Here is a 20054-nt window from a genome sequence, read left to right as displayed (position 1 = left end):
AGTCAAATCATGCTTGAAACTTCGCTGTTCGTTGCTGGTATTGCCGCCCTGGGGATGCTGTCGCCCGGCCCGGATTTTTTTCTGGTGATCAAGAATGCTGCCCGCTACCCGCGCCTGGCCGCCATGATGACCGCCTTCGGTGTGATCTGCGGCGTCGCGACCCATATGTCTTACTGCGTGGCCGGACTGGCAGTGGTGATCACCACCACACCATGGCTGTTCAACGTGCTGAAGTACGCCGGGGCGGTCTATCTGATCTGGGTAGGTATTCAGGCATTGCTGTCACGCAGTGGCAGCAAGATGAACGTCAGCAATCTGCCGCAGCAACAGGTGAGTCTGAAAAGCGCCTTTGTGCAGGGCTATCTGTGTAATTTGCTCAACCCGAAAGCCACGCTGTTCTTCCTGGCAGTGTTTACTCAGGTATTGCAGATCAACTCCGGGCTGGGTGAAAAACTGTGGTATGCGGGGATTATCCTTGGCCTGTCCGCCCTGTGGTGGCCGGTGCTGGTGTTCCTGATCCAAAGCGGACCGGTGCGTCGCGGGCTGGAGAAAACCCAGAAGGTAGTGGATAAATTGCTGGGCGGCATGCTGATTGCCCTGGGTATCAAGGTGGCGCTGAGCTAATTAAAAAAAGGGCTCAGTATAGAACTGCGCCCACAGACTACTGATAAAGACAGTTATTAGGGAGAGCGTGCCGATGGGGTCGTAGCGGCCTTGGCCGCCGACCAATTTGCCGGGAGCAAATTAGAACGACTTCCAGTCGGCCCGTAGGGTGGGACACATGGATGTGTCCCATAATGGCCCCACGGTGCGCTAGGCCCGGGTATCTCAAGCTTACAAGCAACTTTCAATGTTTAGCCCTTGGCTTCTACCACCTCATCCTCCGGTGCTTTGCCATCGATACTGCCGCGCCAGCCACTCTGCTGTACCCTCGCCAACCGATTCTGATCCTGCTCGATAGCCGCACTGAGCATCTCTTTGGCCCGTTGCAGACCGGCAAGACGGAATTCGGTATCCTGATAATTCTCCAGCGTTTCCTCGAGCATTTTCAGGTTGTAGCGCCGGAAGGTATCCGCTTTTTCACGTGCCTCGTAAGCATCCAGCCCCAACAGCTCCAGCGTTTCGCGGCCAATACGCAATGAGCTTTCAAAGGTTTCACGCTCCGGGCTTTCCACCCCTAACTGGCGCAACTGATACCAGTGGTCAACATCGCGTGCGCGCGCCACCACCTTCAGGTGTGGGAAGTGCCGCTTGGCCAACTCGGTCAATTGTAAATTGGCCTCCACGTCGTCGATGGCGTTAATCAGCACCTTGGCGTGCTCGGCACCCGCGGCCTCCAGCAGATCGGCACGCGTGGCATCACCATAAAACACCTTGGTGTCGAACTTGCGCAGCGTTTCGATATGGTCCGGGTCGTGATCCAACACCACGGTATGCACGCCATTAGCCAGCAGCAAACGGCCGGCAATCTGACCAAAGCGGCCAAACCCGGCAATGATTACGCTGGCGTTTTCATCATCAATTTCATCCGCCGGACGCTCATCCTTCGGCGCGTTTTTCTCAATGCGAGCCGCTACCACCAACAGCACTGGCGTCACCGCCATTGATAAGGCCACCGCCAGCGTCAGCGATTTAGCCCATTCCGGCGGCAACACCCCGGCCAACTGGGCGGCCCCGAAAATCACGAAGGCAAACTCACTGCCCTGCCCTAACAAAATGGCAAACATGCCGCGCTGACGCTTCGGTACGCCAAGCCAGGGTCCAATCACCCACAGCAGCGCCGCCTTGATCAACATAAAGCCCAACAGCAGCGAGGCAATCAACAACGGATGGTGGAACAGGGTGCCGAAGTCGATCGACATGCCAACACCGATAAAGAACAGCCCGAGCAGCAGGCCCTTGAACGGCTGAATATCGCTTTCCAACGCATGACGGTATTCGGAACTCGCCAGCATCACCCCGGCAAGGAAAGCCCCCATCGCCATCGACAGCCCGGCCATTTCCAGCAGAATGCCAAAACCAAATACCAGAAACAGCGCCACGGCACTAAAGACTTCGCGCATGCCGGAGCGGGCGACAAAATGCAGCAACGGCCGGGTCACATAACGACCGAGCAATACCACCACCACCAGCGCACCCACCACCTTGGCCGCCGACAGGGCAAAGGTCGCTAACGTGGTGACGGCACCGCTGCTGGCCAACAAGGGGATCATCGCCACCAGCGGGATCGCCGCGATATCCTGGAACAGCAATGCAGCAAATGCGCTACGGCCAATCGGCGACGGCGTCAGGTTACGTTCACTCATCGCCTGCATGGCAATGGCGGTGGAGGACAGAGCCAGCGTCAGGCCGATCAGCAGCGCCACCTTCCAGTCCAGCCCGAGGAAATAGCAAAAGGCACTCAGCGCCAGCCCGCAAGCCGCCATCTGGATAATGCCGCCGCCAAATACCGAGGCGCGCAACGTCCACAGTCGTTTCGGATCCAGCTCCAGCCCGATGATAAACAGCATCAGCACCACGCCGATCTCGGCAAAGGTGAGGATCGACTCCGCGTCAGAGACCAGTTTCAGCCCCCAGGGGCCAATAATACAGCCGGCGATCAGGTAGCCCAGTACCGAGCCCAGCCCCAATCGCACCGCTATCGGCACGAACAACGCGGCCGATCCCAGATAGATCAGCCCCTCAATCATCATATGGTGATTATCCATGCTCGACTCCCTGATCCGCCGGTTCACTGTGTTCCATCAGATACGCCACCAGCCGCTGGCGGTAGGCCTCTCCGGCGGCAATCAGCGCCGGTTCATTGCAGGTAAAGGTATTGTGCACGGCAAAGTAGGGTTGCCAGTTCATACCGCAATACAGCGCCGTGGCCTGCAGCGGCTGCCCCAGTGCGGCAAAATTGGGATAATCGCCCAGTTCGAAATGGTGCTCATCCCCCCCACTGGTCACCGCCCACAGGACATCTTTACCTACCAACGCATCGCCTTCATGGCCATAGGCCCAACCGTGCTCCAGCACTTTGTCGATCCACAGTTTCAGCAACGGCGGTTGGCTGTACCACTGCATCGGATGCTGCAACACCACCAGATCGGCACGCTCCAGCGCTTGCTGCTCGGCGTTGATATCAATATTGAAATCGGGATACAGCTCGTACAGCGAACGGACTTCCACCTCGGGAAGGTCCTTCACCGCCTGTAGCAGCCGATGGTTGGCATGAGAATGCCGGGGATAAGGATGGGCGTAAATTATCAGGATCATGGTTGTCGTCGTTCCTTCGTTCCTTGCCAATATATCAAGCATATACCAATCACACAGAGTGACAGTTTGCTGAATGATTGATAGCGGAAATTTTTAACGTGAGACAACAAATTGGCTGATGGAGATAAAAAAAGGGCACTGCATTCAACTGCAGCGCCCTGATGTTACGGCATAGAGAGATTACTTACCGATGCGTGCGTGCATCTCCTGCACCGAAGTGACCTGTTCGGTCGGATCGGCCTTCAGCGCCATCGCGGTGGCAAAGCCGCCGTTCAGGGTGGTGTCGTAATGCACCTTGTACTGCAGCGCACTGCGGCGAATCAGCTTGGAATCCTCAATCGCCTGGCGGCCGGCCGTGGTGTTAACGATGTAGGTGTACTCGCCATTCTTGATACGGTCCTGAATGTGCGGACGACCTTCATGCACCTTGTTGACCAGGCGTGGGTTAATCCCCGCCTCGCCCAGCACCACGGCGGTACCGTGGGTCGCATCCAGCTCAAAGCCCTGTTTCAGCAGGCTTGCCGCCAGATCCACCACCCGGGCTTTATCGCCTTCACGCACCGACAGCAGCGCACGACCCTGTTTCTTCATGCCTGACTGGCTGCCGAGCATCGCCTTGGAGAAGGCTTCCGCGAAGGTGCGGCCTACGCCCATCACTTCCCCGGTAGAGCGCATTTCCGGCCCTAAAATCGGGTCGACGCCTGGGAACTTGTTGAACGGCAGCACCACTTCTTTCACCGAGTAGTAAGGCGGAATAACTTCTTCCGTTACACCCTGCTCGGCCAGCGTTTTGCCCGCCATCACGCGTGCCGCTACCTTAGCCAACTGGACGCCGGTCGCCTTGGAGACGAAAGGTACGGTACGCGCAGCACGTGGGTTGACTTCAATCAGGTAGACTTCGTTGTTCTTCACCGCAAACTGCACGTTCATCAGGCCGCGAACCTGCAGCTCGAACGCCAGTTTCTCAACCTGCTGGCGCATCACATCCTGAATTTCTTTGCTCAGGGTGTAGGCCGGCAGTGAGCAAGCGGAGTCACCGGAGTGCACGCCCGCCTGTTCGATGTGTTCCATGATACCGCCAATCAGCACCCGCTCGCCGTCGCAAATGGCATCGACGTCGACTTCTACCGCATCATCCAGGAAGCGATCCAGCAGCACTGGCGCGTCGTTGGAAACGCTGACTGCATTCTGGAAGTAACGGCGCAGGTCGATATCGTCATAAACGATTTCCATCGCGCGGCCGCCCAGCACGTAGGAAGGACGTACCACCAGCGGGTAGCCGAGGCCGGCCGCTTTCTCTACCGCCTGTTCGATGGTGGAGACGGTGGCGTTGGCCGGCTGTTTCAGGCCCAGACGGTGCACCGCCTGTTGGAAACGCTCACGGTCTTCGGCGCGGTCAATCGCATCCGGGCTGGTGCCGATGATCGGCACGCCTGCGGCTTCCAGCTCACGCGCCAGCTTCAGCGGGGTCTGGCCGCCGTACTGGACGATCACCCCTTTCGGCTTCTCGATACGCACGATTTCCAGCACGTCTTCCAGCGTCACCGGCTCGAAGTACAGACGGTCGGAAGTGTCGTAGTCGGTAGACACGGTTTCCGGGTTACAGTTGACCATAATGGTTTCGTAACCGTCTTCGCGCAGCGCCAGCGAGGCGTGTACGCAGCAGTAGTCGAACTCAATGCCCTGGCCGATACGGTTCGGACCGCCGCCCAGCACCATGATTTTCGGACGGTCATTGGTCGGATTGGACTCGCACTCTTCTTCATAAGTGGAGTACATATAAGCGGTGTCGGTGGCGAATTCTGCCGCGCAGGTATCCACACGCTTGTAAACCGGGTGCAGACCATAACCGTGGCGCAGTTTGCGGATTTCGCTCTCTGCAACGCCGGCCAGGATAGCCAGGCGCGCATCGGCGAAGCCTTTACGCTTCAGGGTACGCAGGAATTCCGACGTCAAACCGTTGATGCCGGTTTCGGCAACCTGCTCTTCCAGGCGCACCAGCTCTTCAATTTGCACCAGGAACCAGCGGTCCACATTGGTCAGATTGAAGACACCGTCAACCGACAGACCGGCACGGAAGGCGTCAGCGATGTACCAGATGCGGTCAGAACCGGCATCTTTCAGCTCACGACGGATTTTGGTCAGCGCTTCCGGGTCGTCCAGGCTCACTTTCGGGTCAAAGCCGGTAGCACCCACTTCCAGGCCACGCAGCGCTTTCTGCAGTGACTCTTGCTGAGTACGGCCAATCGCCATCACTTCGCCGACGGATTTCATTTGGGTGGTCAGACGGTCGTTGGCACCGGCAAATTTCTCGAAGTTGAAGCGAGGAATTTTGGTCACGACGTAGTCGATGGACGGTTCGAACGAGGCTGGCGTGCGGCCACCGGTGATGTCGTTCATCAGTTCGTCGAGGGTGTAACCCACCGCCAGCTTGGCGGCAATTTTGGCAATCGGGAAGCCGGTGGCTTTCGACGCCAGCGCCGAAGAGCGGGATACACGCGGGTTCATTTCGATGACGATCAGACGGCCGGTTTTCGGGTTAACCGAGAACTGCACGTTGGAGCCACCGGTTTCCACGCCGATTTCACGCAGCACCGCCATCGAGGCGTTACGCATGATTTGGTATTCTTTGTCGGTCAGCGTCTGCGCCGGCGCGACGGTGATCGAGTCACCGGTATGGATACCCATGGCGTCGAAGTTTTCGATCGAGCAGACGATGATGCAATTATCATTCTTATCGCGCACCACCTCCATCTCGTACTCTTTCCAGCCGATCAGCGACTCGTCAATCAACAGCTCTTTGGTTGGTGACAAATCCAGGCCGCGTTCGCAGATCTCTTCGAACTCTTCGCGGTTATAGGCGATACCGCCGCCGCTGCCGCCCATGGTAAAGGAAGGACGGATGATGCACGGGAAGCCGACGTCAGCGGCAACCGCCAGCGCTTCTTCCATATTGTGCGCAATGCCGGAGCGCGCGGTGTCCAGACCGATTTTCTTCATCGCCACGTCGAAACGGCGACGGTCTTCAGCTTTATCGATCGCGTCAGCGGTAGCGCCAATCATGGTCACGCCAAACTCGGCCAGCACGCCCTGACGTTCCAGTTCCAGCGCACAGTTCAGTGCGGTCTGGCCGCCCATGGTCGGCAGCACGGCATCCGGACGCTCTTTTTCGATGATTTTGCGCACCACTTTCCAGTGAATCGGCTCGATGTAGGTCGCATCCGCCATTTCCGGGTCAGTCATGATGGTGGCCGGGTTGGAGTTCACCAAAATAACGCGGTAACCCTCTTCGCGCAGCGCTTTACACGCCTGAGCACCCGAGTAGTCGAACTCACACGCCTGGCCGATAACAATCGGGCCAGCGCCGAGGATCAGGATGCTTTTTATGTCTGTACGTTTTGGCATTTTTACTGCTCCTGATTATTTGGCGTTAGAACGGTAAGTCTCGATCAGTTCGATAAAGTGATCGAACAACGGCGCGGCATCGTGTGGGCCCGGGCTGGCTTCAGGGTGCCCCTGGAAGCTGAACGCAGCCTTGTCGGTGCGGTGAATGCCCTGCACCGTGTGGTCAAACAAGGATTTGTGCGTTACGCGCAGTTCTGCCGGCAGGTTGTTTTCATCCACGGCAAAACCGTGGTTCTGCGCGGTGATCATGACGCAGTCTTTATCCAGGTCTTTTACCGGGTGGTTACCGCCGTGGTGGCCGAGCTTCATCTTCACGGTTTTCGCGCCGCTGGCCAGTGCCAGCAACTGGTGGCCGAGGCAGATGCCAAATACCGGAATGTCGGTTTCCAGGAACTGTTTGATGGCGGTAATGGCGTAATCACAAGGCTCCGGGTCACCCGGGCCGTTGGACAGGAAAATGCCGTCCGGACTCATCTTCAATACTTCATCTGCCGGGGTCTGCGCCGGCACTACCGTCAGGCGGCAGCCGCGATCCACCAGCATGCGCAGGATGTTGCGCTTGGCGCCAAAGTCGTAGGCCACCACGTGGAACGGCAGCTCGGAGGCCGCTTTGGCTTCCGGCAGTTCGCCTTCAAGCGTCCAGCTACCTTGCTGCCAGCTGTATGCTTCCTGAGTGGTTACTTCTTTCGCCAGGTCCATGCCTTTCAGGCCCGGGAAACCTTTGGCCTTCGCCAATGCCAGGGCAGCATCCGGTGTGTCAGCGGCGATGATGCAGCCGTTCTGTGCACCCTTTTCACGCAGCAGACGGGTCAGCTTGCGGGTATCAATATCGGCAATCGCCACGATGTTGTGACGCTTCAGGTAGTCAGACAGGCCTTCTTCGTTGCGGTAGTTGCTGGCAATCAGTGGGAGGTCGCGAATGACGAGGCCTTGGGCGTGTACAGCGGAGGATTCTTCGTCAGCAGCATTGGTGCCGACATTGCCGATATGAGGATAAGTAAGAGTAACGATCTGGCGGGAGTAGGAAGGATCAGTGAGGATTTCTTGATAACCGGTCATCGACGTATTGAAGACCACTTCCCCCACTGCCGTACCCTCTGCCCCGATGGCCCGACCGTGGAATTGGGTTCCGTCTTCGAGAACCAATAGCGCTGACTTAATCAAAACACCCTCCAAGGAATAATCAATCACAATATTTGCATATTAATTCAGATATCGCGATCTAAATCAATGCAAAAACCGCCTTCAAGGTCAATTTTTGGCAAATTGGGCGCATTTTAATGATGAGAGCTCCGCTTGTCTACCCAAAGCGCCATTTTTTCTCTTATTTTTGCACTTCTCAACGTTTAATAGGGTTAGCAGCCACAAAAACACCGCTAAACTCGGGTTGGTAAACGGTTGCGGGGAGGAATGACAAAAAAGCGCAATGATAAAGGCAAAATCCCGGGCTAAAAACATCATTGTTTGAGATTAACGGCAAAAAAATCAAATTAAACCCATCAAAACAAGCATTACACTATAAAATAAATGCATCAGCATCATTTTAAGCATTAAAAAAAAGGACAATAAAATTATTGTCCGTTAATCATAGCATTATGATCAATACAACCACATCACGATGGTATATAAATCAATTATAACTGGTCAAGATTGAGCACATCCCGCATATCAAACAGCCCTTTATCACGCTTATACAGCCATGATGCCGCGCGCACCGCTCCACTGGCGAAAGTCATGCGGCTGGAGGCTTTATGGGTAATCTCTACCCGCTCGCCGATGTCGGCAAACATGGCGGTGTGCTCCCCGACGATATCGCCGGCACGAATAGTGGCAAAGCCAATACTCTTCGGATCGCGCTCACCGGTATAACCTTCGCGCGCATACACCGCACACTCTTTAAGATCGCGTCCCAGTGCACCGGCAATCGCCTCGCCCATCGCCAACGCCGTGCCCGAAGGGGCATCCACTTTATGGCGGTGATGCGCTTCAATAATCTCGATATCGGTATAGTCGCCCATCACTTGAGCGGCTTTTTCCAACAGTTTCAGCACCAGATTGACGCCGACGCTGAAGTTGGCGGCGAAGACGATACCAATCTGCTGCCCGGCGGCACGGATGGCCTCTTTGCCGGCATCATCAAAGCCGGTGGTGCCAATCACCATGGCTTTTTTATGCTCGACGCAGAAAGCCAGGTAGCCCAGGGTGCTTTCCGGACGGGTGAAGTCGATCAGAATATCGAAATCGCCAACCACCTTTTCCAGACTGTCGCTAACGGTCACGCCCAGCGTGCCAACGCCCGCCAGTTCACCGGCATCGGTACCAATCAGGCTTGAGCCTGGCCGTGAAATCGCGGCTCCCAGCACCACACCCGGTGCCTGCTGTACCGCCTGGATCAATTGACGGCCCATACGGCCGCCGGAACCCGCAACCGCAATGCGGATTTGTGAATCAGTCATGCTTGCTCTCTTGTTGATTTGACGCCTATCCCATTAGGCTATCGGTTCAGGGTAACTGCCCCACCTTATCACCGCCAGAGGATTCATTTCATAATTAGAAAATTATGATATCCCACGCATTTCATCAGCAATGCTGTCAATGGGTTAACATTTAACCTAAAAAGCGTCGATGGTTTGATTTACATAATCATGCAGTTTTAACCGGCATAATCTGCATGAAAAACCGCTTATTCGCTTCACTAAAATCGGCATAGGTACCACCAACCTGTCGCTTAGCTTAGTATATGCAGTAACTGCCGCTTTATTGCCTGAGAGCCACGGATGAAAACCGCACCCACCACCCTATCGGAAACCCTGACGCAAGATCTGGCCCGCCGTATCATCAAGGGCGATCTGCCGCCCGGGCTGTCACTGCCGGGGGAAAATGAACTGGCGCTGCAATATGAGGTTTCACGCACCTCGGTGCGCAATGCCTTGCAAGTGCTGGCGGCAAAAGGGCTGATTTCCATCCAGGCGAAGAAACGCAGCACGGTCAATGCGCGCGAGCAATGGAGTTTTCTGGATACCGATGTTCTGGCCTGGCTGGCAGAAGGCAGCCTCGACCCGTTGTTGGTTGAGCAATTGATGGTCACTCGCCTTATCTTTGAGCCTAATATCGCCGCACTGGCGGCCGTTAACGCAACCGGCCATGATTTGGCCGCACTTGAAGATGCCTGCAAACTGATGGCACAAGGGCAACAACAAGCCAGCCGCGAACTCTTCGAACAGGGCGATATGGCGTTCCACCTCGCCTTGTTGAGCGCCAGCCACAACCCCTTTTTGCATTCATTAGGCAGCGCACTTTCCGCCGCCATGGCACTCTCTTTCCAGCAAACGCTGGAAGAGGACGTCCGTCTGGCCAAAAATGCCGTAGAAGAACATCAGCAACTGCTGGAGGCGATTCGCTTCAAGCAGGTGGAAAATGCGCGCCAGCGTATGCGGGTGATTCTGCTCAACGCGGCCAAAAAGAATAACTGGCATCAACAACCGGAAATGTTCGCCCATATCCTCTAAAAACCCTCCTTTGCTGTAATTTCGATCAATCTCACAGTTCCCGAGTGCTTTTGGCTCTAGCATTCTTGTATTACAAGATTGCTACTTTTGTATTACCTGAATAAATAATAACTGAACGGCTTACGTCTGGGGCGGGCTTCACCGACAGTTCGGTGCCAGCGCTTTCCGCATAAAAAAATAACGCATTGAATAAAAGGGTGTTGTTATGGAAAAAATCGCTGTTCCCGCCAAAGCTAACCGACAAACCCTGCAGGTTTGCTTTCTCGCCGCCTTAGCAGGGCTGCTGTTTGGCCTGGATATGGGGGTAATCGCCGGTGCGTTGCCGTTCCTGGCCCACGAATTCAGCCTGTCCAGCCAACAGCAGGAAATCGTGGTCAGCATTATGATGCTCGGTGCCGCACTCGGGGCACTGGGCAGCGGGCCGATGTCTTCCCGCCTTGGCCGTAAAAAAAGCCTGTTGTTGAGCGCCGTGTTGTTTGTCGTCGGCTCTGTCGGTTGCGCCATTGCCCTTAATCTCGAAGTGTTGGTTATTTCGCGCTTTATTCTGGGTTTAGCCGTCGGCGTAGCGTCGTTCACTGCACCACTGTACCTGTCGGAAATCGCCCCGGAGCGTATTCGCGGCAGCATGATCTCGCTTTATCAATTGATGATTACTATCGGCATTCTGGCGGCCTTCCTGTCTGACACCGCCTTCAGCGCCGGAGGTCACTGGCGCTGGATGCTGGGTATTATCACATTCCCCGCCATCATCCTGTTTATTGGCGTGGTGACGCTGCCGGAAAGTCCGCGCTGGTTAGCCATGAAAGGCCGCAGCGAGCTGGCCTCAAAGGTGCTAATGCTGCTACGTAACTCGGATGATGAAGCCCGCGTGGAGCTGGACCAAATCCGTGAAAGTCTGCAAATGAAGCAACGCGGCTGGCAACTGTTTCGCCACAATGCCAACTTCCGTCGTTCCACCTGTCTTGGCATCTTGCTGCAATTTATGCAGCAGTTCACCGGCATGACGATAATCATGTACTACGCACCGAAGATCTTTGAAATCGCCGGCTTCTCCACCACCAGCGAACAAATGTGGTGCACCGTGATCGCCGGGTTGACCAACGTGCTGGCCACCTTTATCGCTATCGCGCTGGTCGATCGTTGGGGACGCAAGCCAATGCTCAAGCTGGGTTTCGGTGTGATGGCCATTTGCATGGGCACCCTGGGTTATATGTTCCACACCGGCATCAGCAATCCAGCAGAACAATACGCAGCGGTTATGGTGCTGCTGATTTTCATCACCGGCTTTGCCATGAGTGCAGGCCCCTTGATTTGGGTATTGTGCTCCGAGATCCAGCCGCTGGCCGGACGCGATTTTGGCGTTACCTGCTCCACCATGGCCAACTGGATGGCCAATATGATCATCGGCGCTACCTTCCTGACGCTGATCGACACCGTCGGCAGTGCCGGTACTTTCTGGCTTTACGCTGGGCTCAACCTGTTCTGTATCTTGCTGACGTTATGGCTGGTGCCAGAAACCAAGAATATCTCGCTTGAACACATCGAAAAAAACCTGATGAACGGTGTTGCCCTGCGCCACATCGGCAAATCACCGCAGCCGAAGGCTGATGTTCGCTCCTTGAATACGCCGGTATAACCCGACTAATAAATCTGAGGAACCGCTCATGAAGTTGACGACGGAAAACCAGACGGTGAAGCAAGCCGCTGAAACACAGGTCTACGGTAAGATCACACGCCGCCTGATCCCTTTTTTGATCCTGTGTTATTTCTTCGCTTACCTGGACCGCGTTAACGTCGGGTTCGCCAAGCTGCACATGCAGGATGCCCTGAATTTCAGCGATACCGTTTATGGCCTGGGTGCCGGTATCTTCTTCATTGGTTATTTTATTTTTGAGTTGCCCAGCAACCTGCTTATGCAACGTTTTGGGCCGCGATTCTGGATAGCCCGCATCATGGCAACCTGGGCACTATTGTCAGCCGCCATGATGTTCGTCACCACCCCCACCAGCTTTTATGTATTGCGCTTTCTGCTCGGCGTGGCCGAAGCCGGTTTCTTCCCCGGCATCGTATTCTATTTAACCCTGTGGTTTCCTTCATGGCGCTCCGCCCGCACGCTGGGGCTGTTTATTCTGGTCACCCCGCTGTCGGTGATCATCGGCAGCCCGCTTTCAGGCCTGATCCTCAAGCTGTTTGAGGATGTGGGGGGGTTGCATAACTGGCAGTGGCTGTTCTTGATTGAAGCGGTCCCATCTTTGGTTCTGGCCTTTGTGGTACTGCGTTATCTGGATAACAACGTGGCCGAAGCCAAGTGGCTAACCGCCGAAGAGAAAAACCTCGTACAGGCCGATCTGGCCAAAGATCGCGCCAATCGTGACCGGGCTGCCAACGGCAAAGCGGCCCACAGCCTGAAAGAGATGTTGGCTAACCGCTATGTCTGGCTGTTGGCGCTGATTTTCTTCAGCTTCAACGTCGGCTATTACGGCATCAGCTTTTGGTTGCCTTCCATCATCAAAACCTCAGGTATCAGCGACGACTTCCAAATCGGCCTGCTGGCGGCCTTGCCCTACGTATTTGGCGCGTTGTTTATGATATGGAACAGTCGTCATTCCGATCTGAAACAGGAGCGCCGTTGGCATATTGCCATTCCGGCGGTGATTGGCTGTATCGGGCTGACACTCAGCGCTTACTGCAGCGGCTCGACCTTCTGGATGATGACGTGGATCTGCGTTGCCATGTCCGGCACCCTGGCGCTGATCCCCACCTATATCAGCCTGCCGGGCGCGTTGCTTTCCGGCACTGCGGCGGCGGCCGGTATCGCACTGGTGAATTCAGTCGGCAATCTCGCGGGGTTCTTCGGCCCCACGGTGCTCGGCTGGCTGAAAGACCAAACCGGCCAGACTGACAGTGGACTGTATATTTTGGCGGGCTTCCTGCTGCTCTGCGCCCCGTTGATCTTCATGCTTCCGGCCAGATTGATAAACCCAAAGATAAAACCGCATCAGGCGACTCAGCCTGATACCGACGGCCCTTTAAATATCACTGAGAGATTTTGATTATGAGCGGATGTGGAACCTGTGGCGGCGGCAGTTGCGGCTCGCATTTTAACCCAATCCTCGAGGGTGACGACGGTGCGCTGAAACGTGCGCTGTATAAATCGATGGGCCACAGCGACGAACAACTGCGACGCCCGGTGATCGCCGTGGTCAACAGTTATACCAATGCCACCGCCGGCCACGTCAACCTGAATGAACTGACGGCCAAGGTATTGCAGGGCATTGAAGAAGCCGGCGGTGTCGGCATGGTGTTCGGCACTATCGCCCCCTGCGACGGTATTGCCGAAGGGCATCTTGGCATGCGCTATATCCTGGCCGCTCGTGAAGTGATCACGGCATCAATTGAAGTGATGATGCGCGCCCATCGCTTCGATGGCATGGTGCTACTCGGCTCTTGCGACAAGATTGTACCCGCCATGCTGATGGCGGCTGCACGGCTGGACGTTCCGGCGATCATGGTCAACGGTGGCCCGATGTACCCGGCAGAATATAAGGGCAAACACTGGGACGGCAACATCGTCACCGAAGCCATCGGCTGGAAAAAACGCGGTGAAATCGATGAGGCCGAATTCGCTTACATCGAAAATATCGCTGAACCCGGACCGGGCTCCTGCACCATGTACGGCACCGCCAACACCATGTGCTGTATCGGCGAGGTGCTCGGCATGAGCCTGCCGGGCAGCAGTACGCTACCGGCGGTTTCAGCCGCACGGCGCGAGTGCGCTATCGAAACCGGCCGCCAGGCGGTAGCACTGGTGCTCAATGGCATCAACGCGCGCCAGATCATCACCGCGGCGTCGATCCGCAATGCGATGATTTATCTACTGGCCACCGGCGGTTCCACCAATGCCATTCTGCATCTGCAAGCCATTCACTACGAAGCGGAATTGGGGCATCTGCCGCTGTCCGCCTTTGATGAACTGAGCCATCAGGTGCCACTGGTCGCCTCACTCTACCCGGCCAGTGAACATGACATGATTGACTTCTGGGAGGCAGGCGGCGTACCGGCGGTCGAAGTTGAGATTGCCCAACTGCTCGATCTCAACGCCTTAACCGTTACCGGCAAAACCAAAGCTGAACTGCTGGCGAAGACCCCGCCAAGCCGACGTCCGGAAGTCATTCACACCCTCGCCATTCCGGTGCGTAATGAAGCCGGTGTCGCCGTGCTGCACGGTAATTTGTCGCCGCTCGGCTGCGTCGTGAAGCCTGCGGCCGTACCGGAAAATTTGATGCGTTTCCGTGGTCCCGCTGTGGTGTTCAACAGCGAACATGAGTCTGTCGAGGCGATTATGTCCGGTCAAATTAAGCCGGGTAGCGCACTGGTGTTGCGTTATGAAGGGCCCAAAGGCGGCCCTGGCATGCCGGAAATGTATAAGCCGATGAAATCGCTGGAGGGGATGGGGTTGGCCGACAGTTGCGCCCTGATCACCGACGGCCGTTTCTCCGGTTCCAACCGCGGGCTGTTTGTCGGCCATATCTCGCCTGAGGCAGTGGACGGCGGCGAACTGGCATTGGTGCAGGATGGCGATGAAATTTCGATAGATATCCCGGCGCGTACCCTGACGCTACACGTCAGCGAGACCGAACTGATCCAGCGACGTAAAACCTGGCAGCCGCTGGATAAAGAAGTACCGCGAGGTTTCCTGCGACTTTATCGTCGCTGGGCAATGCCGGCCGCACAGGGTGCCGTGCTGGCTGACCGGGAGGAAGAATAATGAGCCGTTATCAAGCCGCTGATATTTGCGGGGTCAACCCTATTGTCGCTATGCCGTTCAGTCCTGACGGCGAGATCGATGAAAAAAGCTTTGTGCGATTGCTGGAACATTTGGCCGCAACCGGCATTCAGGGAACGACGCTGTTTGGTATCGCCAGTGAATTTCCCAAATTGGACGACCACGAGCGCGGCCGCCTGGCAGAAATCTTTATCACCACGCTGGCAGGCGCCCCGCTGTACCGTGCTATCTCGGTCACCGATCACAGCAGCGAAGTCGCCGTTAAGCGCGCCCGCCATTATCAACAGCTGGGCGCGGATGCGTTGATGCTGCTGCCGCCATTTTTCCTGCAGCCCAGTCCACAGGCGATCCAACAGCACATTTTTGCCGTACTGGATGCCGTAGACATCCCGGTGATGGTGCAATACGCGCCGGGTGAAACCGGATTGCCGATCACGCCTCAACAATTGGCTGACGTGGCAGCACGCTACCCCCATGCGGTGTTTAAGATAGAGTGCAATCCGCCGGTGGATTACACCAAAGAATTTCTGCAACTGGCGCCGCAAGCCAGCGTGTTAAACGGCTATGCCGGACTTTATATGTTGCCAATGCTGGCTGCGGGGGGCAAAGGCGTGATGCCCGGCTGTTCATTCAGTGAGGTTTACCTGCGCATTTATCACCACTGGCAAGTCGGTGAAGCTGAACAGGCGCAGAGGCTGCATCAGGCACTCTTGCCTTACATTCAGCGCTGGATGAGCCACTGCGAATACATTATTCAGGTTGAGAAGACGATTCTGCAGCGGCGCAATATCATTGACACCGATTACTGCCGTCACCCCGGCTGGCAACTCACCGCAGACGATCACCTGATGATCGACCGGTTTTTAGGCCAGTTTTCTCTGTAGCAAAACAGCCCTTGCCGAGGTTTATATGCTTATCGACAAATCCGGACGAGTGGTGATCGTCACCGGTGCCAGCCAGGGCATAGGTCTGGCTATTACCAAGGCCTTTCTCGCTAACGGCGATAGCGTTATGGGTTGCGCCGAACCAACCCTGGAGAAAGCCCCCCATGCCCAGCAATTGCGACGCGAGTACCCGCAACATTTTTTCTACGACTCGGTGGATGTCACGCAGACCACCGAGATAAAACGTTTTGTCGCCAATGCTGAGCAACGGTTCCATCGTATCGATATTGTGGTTTCCAACGCCGGTAAAAACGTTTTCAAAGGCATTGATTGCGAAGAAGAAGACTGGACGCATAACTTCAATCTCAATCTGCGCTCACATTGGTATCTGGCCAAATGTGCCCGTGCGGCCCTGACCCAAAGCCGTGGCGTGATCCTGGTGATTACCTCCAACCACGCATTTTCCACCCTGCCGGGCTGTGCGCCGTATAACATCAGCAAGCGGGCACTACTCTCCCTGGTACAAAGCCTGACTATCGAGTGGGGCCCGGCGATCCGCACTCTGGGGATTGCTCCTGGTTTTATCGATACCGAAGGCAACCAAACCTGGTTCGATAGCCACCCGGATGCCAAACTGGCGCGGGAAAGAACCGTTAACAAGCACCCGGTCGGCCGCCTGGGAGCACCTGAAGAAGTCGGTGATTTGTGTTTGTTTCTCGCCAGTGAACACGCGGGATTTATCGCAGGCACCACGATTGTGATGGACGGAGGACGCAGTGCCATCATGCAGGATGAAGACCCCGACTAACTGAAAGAAAAACGGGGAGCCAAAGCTCCCCGTTCGACAGACCATTCAACCGGCTAGGTTAACACCGCCACCTCGTCGGCGATTGCCGTCAGTGCATCATGGCGAGCGTAATCGGCCTGGACCAGTGCAGCACGCTGCCGATACATCGGCTGCGTCAAAATTTGCTGCACAGCTTGCCGCAACTGCGCCTGATCCGGGTTGCTGGTATGCAGGTTAATTCCGCATCCCGCAGCCACCACCCGCGTGGCGGCCTCGAGTTTATCTTCACCGGTACCGGCGACAATCAATGGCACCCCCTGATCCAGAGCGTAGTTGATTGAACCGTAACCGCCGTTGGTGATCAACAGCGCGGCCTGCGGCAGCCAGTGCTCGAAAGAGATAAACTCCTGCACCCTGGCATTAGCGGGCAACAGCGCCAACAACTCGTCAATCGGGCGGCCCCCCGTGGTCGCTAACACCCGAACCGGCAATTCAGCCAGCGCCTTCAGCGTCGGGACAATCAGCTGATGCAGATCGACATTCGCCAGCGTGCCCTGCGAGACAATCACCAGCGGCCGCCGGTCGGCTTCATCCCACTCATCGGCAGTTTCAACCGCCGCTGCCGTGCTGCGCAGCGGACCAATAAAGCGCACGCTGGCCGGTAAATCTTCACGCGGATACTCCAGTGCCGGGGTTGCCAGTTGCAAAAAGCGATCGCAGCCGCCAATTAACGCATCGGTAAACGGCTGTTGCAGTGGCTGACCGCCGGATTGTGCCATCGCAGCATCAAAACTCTGTTGTACCTCCTCGATTAACGCGCGGGTGCCTTCATCCACCAACTGCTCGCGCCGCAGCTCAGAGGGCAATAACGCCGGAGGGATCCGTGGCCCATAGAAGATCGAATCCGTAGAGGAGAACGATAACGGCGTCACGCCAATGCCGATCACCGGCGGGCGATCCCGAGTCTGCAATAGCGGCAACACCCCGTAGAAACAGTTCTCCACAATCAACAGATCTGTGCTCTCGGCGGCCATCACGCTTCGCAACTGCTGATCCAGCAAGGGGATCGGAGCAGCGAAGAAGTCTTTCAGCGCCAGCGCCATCTGTGCATTGCCCGGCGGCAGCGCAGCCCGCTCTGGAAAGTGCTGCTCAAGATAGCGGTAGTCAAAATCGACCCGCTGATCAAAAGCAATGAATTGCGCGCCGACGGCCTCAGCACGTTGGCGAAACAGCGCACCGGTCATCACCCGAACCTGGTGCCCTTGCGCAATCAGGTGCCGGGCAATGCTCAGCATCGGATAAACGTGGCCGGGCGTGGCCACCGCGGCCATCAGAATACGTGCCATAACGGCTTAAGCCTCTGTGTTTGCCGGCTTCAACGCCAGATTGGCGCACACCGGGTTGCTCTGAATATGGACCCGCTGCAAATGGCGAGCAGAGCGTGCAGTGAAGCCCTCACGCCCGTGCAGCAGCGAGAAGTTGTCCGCTACCACTACGTCGCCCTGCTGCCACTGGTGGGCGTAGTAATGGCGCGGATCGTAGAGATGCTGTTGCAGGGTCTGGTGGAATGCCTCTTGCTTGTCTTGCGGCACACCGTGATATTCCAGCGCGTGCTGGTTAAGGAACTTTTTGCCTTCGGTCGGCGGTTCGTTGTAGCGCATGATCTGCCCACGGCCGCTCGGATGCGTCACCACCAGCGGCGAACAAACCTCACCGCCGTAGTGCACGACCTGCTTAATGCGATAAGAAATCGACACCTTCAGCCACTGGGCCAACAACGCCTCATCGGCATTGGCCAGCAGGCGCGTGGTATCGACAAAGGTGGTACGCCCGCCCTCATCCTGCGAAGGCGCGGCCACACAGTGGAATAGCTGGAATTCCGGGATGGTCGGTTTGTACATGCCGTCCCAGTGCAACGGCACATAGCTGCTGTCGAAAATATGGTCCTTGGCATCCGGATGTTCTTTCACATCCAATACTGCACCAAATGGCCACATCATGATCTCGCCCCAGCCTTCGGCATAGCCTGTCAGCACCTGAGGATCGGTAAAGCCAGAGTCGAAGCCACGCAGCACCAGCAGGTGATGCTGTTGAGCCAACGCCCGCAGCGTCGCTACCGGCAGTTCGCTGATCGGTTGCCCAGGATATTGCGGGGTCAGTACCGCGCCAAAAGGAGTATTCAGTTCAATACGGCAGTTCAGTGTTTGGTGGTCCATAGGTCACTCTCCTTGAATCGAATTTTCTGCTCACACGGCAACCGGGCCGTTAAAAGACGCCCACCAAAGTGACGGGCGTAAGGTGATGCATCAGGCCATCTGTGGCTGTTCGATCAGGTAATGGCTGGGCGTGCCGCGGATCGCCACCAGTTCGCCCGCCAACTGCTGAGCGTCTTTGCGTTTCATCAGCACAAACTGTCCGTTGACGTTAGCCGCTACGCCATGCCACGGCGTCAGCCAGTCGTCTTTGGTTGGCATCATATGAATGCCCATTTTCAGGCTGTCGGCGGGCTGCGGGTGGATCGACAGACGTATCGCCAGCGGGAAATGCTGGGCCAGCAGGTTACCCCAGGCCCAGCTGCGCTGGATCACACCACAGGCGCGCTGTTTGGCGTCTTTTTGCAATGCGGCGTTGGAGCCGCTGTAGCCCGGCAGTTGGCTGTCTTCATACAGGAACCGGGTGATGGCGCGATACAACTGTAGCCCCTGCTCGTCCTGCATCAGTTGCTGTTTGATTGTCGCCTCCGGCTCGGCATAACCGTCGACCAACAACTGGCGCAGCAGGTCATAGTCGCCGGTATGCTCGGCCAGCCCTTCCACGTCCCCCAGGTTGAACACGCTCAGGTGCGTCGCCCCGACCTCATGCAACAGGTTTTCGATTTCGTGCTGATAGTGGTTGATAGCCTCGTCGCTGACACGGATCAAATCACCGAAGACATGGCCATCCGAGCAGATGACGATATGGGCACCCGGCGGGTAATAAAGCTGAATACGTTGGCAGAGAGAATTAAGAAATATCAACGACAGTCGCTCTGCCATATCGGGTACCGAACCAATCACCTTATTCGTATTGGGTGATTTTGTCGGGAAGGCGGGCAGGACAAATTCAATACGCTGCTCATTTTCAATGAATGCCCGGATACGCGGTAATTGTACCTGTGAAACGGCCTGTTCTTCTTCAGCATTTGAGGCTTCCAATCCCGGGAATCGGCGCCGATATTGCAATAGCTCATGAAGGATTTTTAACGATATTTGTTCAGTACGGGCACTATCCACAATTAACTCCTGTTCAGATGTGGCGCAGGCAACTTATTCGCAAACGCAATAAGACTTATCAAAAAGAGAGGTATCGCGTGGAAAATAAGCCTCGCCTCGCGATTTATCTGCTTCAGGCAATATAGAAGAGTTAATGCTATATTATTAGCCCGT

15 protein-coding genes are annotated in these 20054 nt (G+C 56.1%); 7 read left to right on the top strand and 8 right to left on the bottom strand.

The genetic code is table 11. The features are described from left to right. The first annotated feature begins 9 nt into the window (after positions 1 to 9). Positions 10 to 624, top strand: a complete 615-nt coding sequence (locus tag NHG65_RS03185) for a LysE family translocator (protein ID WP_099063111.1) — start codon at positions 10 to 12, stop codon at positions 622 to 624. A 230-nt stretch (positions 625 to 854) separates the two neighbouring features. On the opposite strand, the gene kefC is transcribed toward NHG65_RS03185, so the two are convergent. The 5 genes from kefC to dapB all read right to left on the bottom strand — a co-directional run bounded on the left by kefC (position 855) and on the right by dapB (position 9119). Beyond that, positions 855 to 2708 (bottom strand): glutathione-regulated potassium-efflux system protein KefC, encoded by a 1854-nt coding sequence (gene kefC, locus NHG65_RS03180; protein ID WP_207979299.1) that lies wholly within the window; start codon positions 2706 to 2708, stop codon positions 855 to 857. Further along, positions 2701 to 3258 (bottom strand): glutathione-regulated potassium-efflux system oxidoreductase KefF, encoded by a 558-nt coding sequence (gene kefF, locus NHG65_RS03175; protein ID WP_112347991.1) that lies wholly within the window; start codon positions 3256 to 3258, stop codon positions 2701 to 2703. Before kefF ends, kefC begins: the two co-directional genes overlap by 8 nt. 180 nt (positions 3259 to 3438) lie before the next feature. Beyond that, entirely contained in the window at positions 3439 to 6663 is a 3225-nt protein-coding gene (carB, locus tag NHG65_RS03170; RefSeq protein WP_099063114.1) for a carbamoyl-phosphate synthase large subunit, read from the bottom strand. Positions 6664 to 6678: 15 nt separating this feature from the next. Continuing rightward, positions 6679 to 7827: a glutamine-hydrolyzing carbamoyl-phosphate synthase small subunit gene (gene carA / locus NHG65_RS03165; RefSeq protein WP_099063244.1), complete on the bottom strand. Its 1149-nt coding sequence runs from the start codon at positions 7825 to 7827 to the stop codon at positions 6679 to 6681. A gap of 470 nt (positions 7828 to 8297) precedes the next feature. Continuing rightward, entirely contained in the window at positions 8298 to 9119 is an 822-nt protein-coding gene (dapB, locus tag NHG65_RS03160) for a 4-hydroxy-tetrahydrodipicolinate reductase (RefSeq protein WP_099063115.1), read from the bottom strand. A 321-nt stretch (positions 9120 to 9440) separates the two neighbouring features. Here dapB and NHG65_RS03155 point away from each other — a divergent pair, with 321 nt between their 5' ends. The 6 genes from NHG65_RS03155 to NHG65_RS03130 all read left to right on the top strand — a co-directional run bounded on the left by NHG65_RS03155 (position 9441) and on the right by NHG65_RS03130 (position 16650). Further along, positions 9441 to 10172 (top strand): FadR/GntR family transcriptional regulator, encoded by a 732-nt coding sequence (locus tag NHG65_RS03155; protein ID WP_099063116.1) that lies wholly within the window; start codon positions 9441 to 9443, stop codon positions 10170 to 10172. A gap of 205 nt (positions 10173 to 10377) precedes the next feature. Beyond that, a complete protein-coding gene (locus NHG65_RS03150; protein ID WP_099063117.1) occupies positions 10378 to 11808 on the top strand; it encodes a sugar porter family MFS transporter in 1431 nt (476 codons plus the stop codon). A gap of 28 nt (positions 11809 to 11836) precedes the next feature. Continuing rightward, positions 11837 to 13225 carry an MFS transporter gene (locus NHG65_RS03145; RefSeq protein WP_099063118.1) on the top strand — a complete coding sequence of 463 codons (1389 nt, stop codon included), beginning with the start codon at positions 11837 to 11839 and terminating at the stop codon, positions 13223 to 13225. Positions 13226 to 13227: 2 nt separating this feature from the next. After that, entirely contained in the window at positions 13228 to 14940 is a 1713-nt protein-coding gene (ilvD, locus tag NHG65_RS03140; RefSeq protein WP_262261677.1) for a dihydroxy-acid dehydratase, read from the top strand. Beyond that, complete coding sequence (locus NHG65_RS03135; RefSeq protein ID WP_262261676.1) at positions 14940 to 15842, top strand: dihydrodipicolinate synthase family protein; 903 nt, start codon at positions 14940 to 14942, stop codon at positions 15840 to 15842. The genes ilvD and NHG65_RS03135 overlap by 1 nt, the downstream gene beginning before the upstream one ends. 25 nt (positions 15843 to 15867) lie before the next feature. Then, positions 15868 to 16650: an SDR family NAD(P)-dependent oxidoreductase gene (locus NHG65_RS03130; RefSeq protein ID WP_207979322.1), complete on the top strand. Its 783-nt coding sequence runs from the start codon at positions 15868 to 15870 to the stop codon at positions 16648 to 16650. Positions 16651 to 16703: 53 nt separating this feature from the next. Here the strand turns inward: NHG65_RS03130 and NHG65_RS03125 are convergent, their stop codons facing one another. The 3 genes from NHG65_RS03125 to pvcA form a co-directional block, all read right to left on the bottom strand. Further along, entirely contained in the window at positions 16704 to 17975 is a 1272-nt protein-coding gene (locus tag NHG65_RS03125) for a glycosyltransferase (protein WP_499182934.1), read from the bottom strand. Between the two features lie 6 nt (positions 17976 to 17981). Next, positions 17982 to 18845, bottom strand: a complete 864-nt coding sequence (locus NHG65_RS03120) for a TauD/TfdA dioxygenase family protein (protein ID WP_099063122.1) — start codon at positions 18843 to 18845, stop codon at positions 17982 to 17984. 90 nt (positions 18846 to 18935) lie between these two features. Then, entirely contained in the window at positions 18936 to 19901 is a 966-nt protein-coding gene (gene pvcA / locus NHG65_RS03115) for an L-tyrosine isonitrile synthase (protein WP_099063123.1), read from the bottom strand. Between the last annotated feature and the right edge of the window lie 153 nt (positions 19902 to 20054).

It is taken from the genome of Serratia myotis (assembly GCF_027474885.1).
Taxonomy (GTDB): domain Bacteria; phylum Pseudomonadota; class Gammaproteobacteria; order Enterobacterales; family Enterobacteriaceae; genus Serratia; species Serratia proteamaculans.
The sequence above is the reverse complement of the archived record's forward strand: the minus strand, read 5'-3'. Positions and strand labels throughout refer to the sequence as shown.

Coding starts and splice junctions, on each gene's coding strand:
- NHG65_RS03185 (WP_099063111.1), top strand. CDS start 10: ATGCTTGAAACTTCGCTGTTCGTTGCTGGTATTGCCGCCCTGGGGATG.
- kefC (WP_207979299.1), bottom strand. CDS start 2,708: ATGGATAATCACCATATGATGATTGAGGGGCTGATCTATCTGGGATCG.
- kefF (WP_112347991.1), bottom strand. CDS start 3,258: ATGATCCTGATAATTTACGCCCATCCTTATCCCCGGCATTCTCATGCC.
- carB (WP_099063114.1), bottom strand. CDS start 6,663: ATGCCAAAACGTACAGACATAAAAAGCATCCTGATCCTCGGCGCTGGC.
- dapB (WP_099063115.1), bottom strand. CDS start 9,119: ATGACTGATTCACAAATCCGCATTGCGGTTGCGGGTTCCGGCGGCCGT.
- NHG65_RS03155 (WP_099063116.1), top strand. CDS start 9,441: ATGAAAACCGCACCCACCACCCTATCGGAAACCCTGACGCAAGATCTG.
- NHG65_RS03150 (WP_099063117.1), top strand. CDS start 10,378: ATGGAAAAAATCGCTGTTCCCGCCAAAGCTAACCGACAAACCCTGCAG.
- NHG65_RS03145 (WP_099063118.1), top strand. CDS start 11,837: ATGAAGTTGACGACGGAAAACCAGACGGTGAAGCAAGCCGCTGAAACA.
- ilvD (WP_262261677.1), top strand. CDS start 13,228: ATGAGCGGATGTGGAACCTGTGGCGGCGGCAGTTGCGGCTCGCATTTT.
- NHG65_RS03135 (WP_262261676.1), top strand. CDS start 14,940: ATGAGCCGTTATCAAGCCGCTGATATTTGCGGGGTCAACCCTATTGTC.
- NHG65_RS03130 (WP_207979322.1), top strand. CDS start 15,868: ATGCTTATCGACAAATCCGGACGAGTGGTGATCGTCACCGGTGCCAGC.
- NHG65_RS03125 (WP_499182934.1), bottom strand. CDS start 17,975: ATGGCACGTATTCTGATGGCCGCGGTGGCCACGCCCGGCCACGTTTAT.
- NHG65_RS03120 (WP_099063122.1), bottom strand. CDS start 18,845: ATGGACCACCAAACACTGAACTGCCGTATTGAACTGAATACTCCTTTT.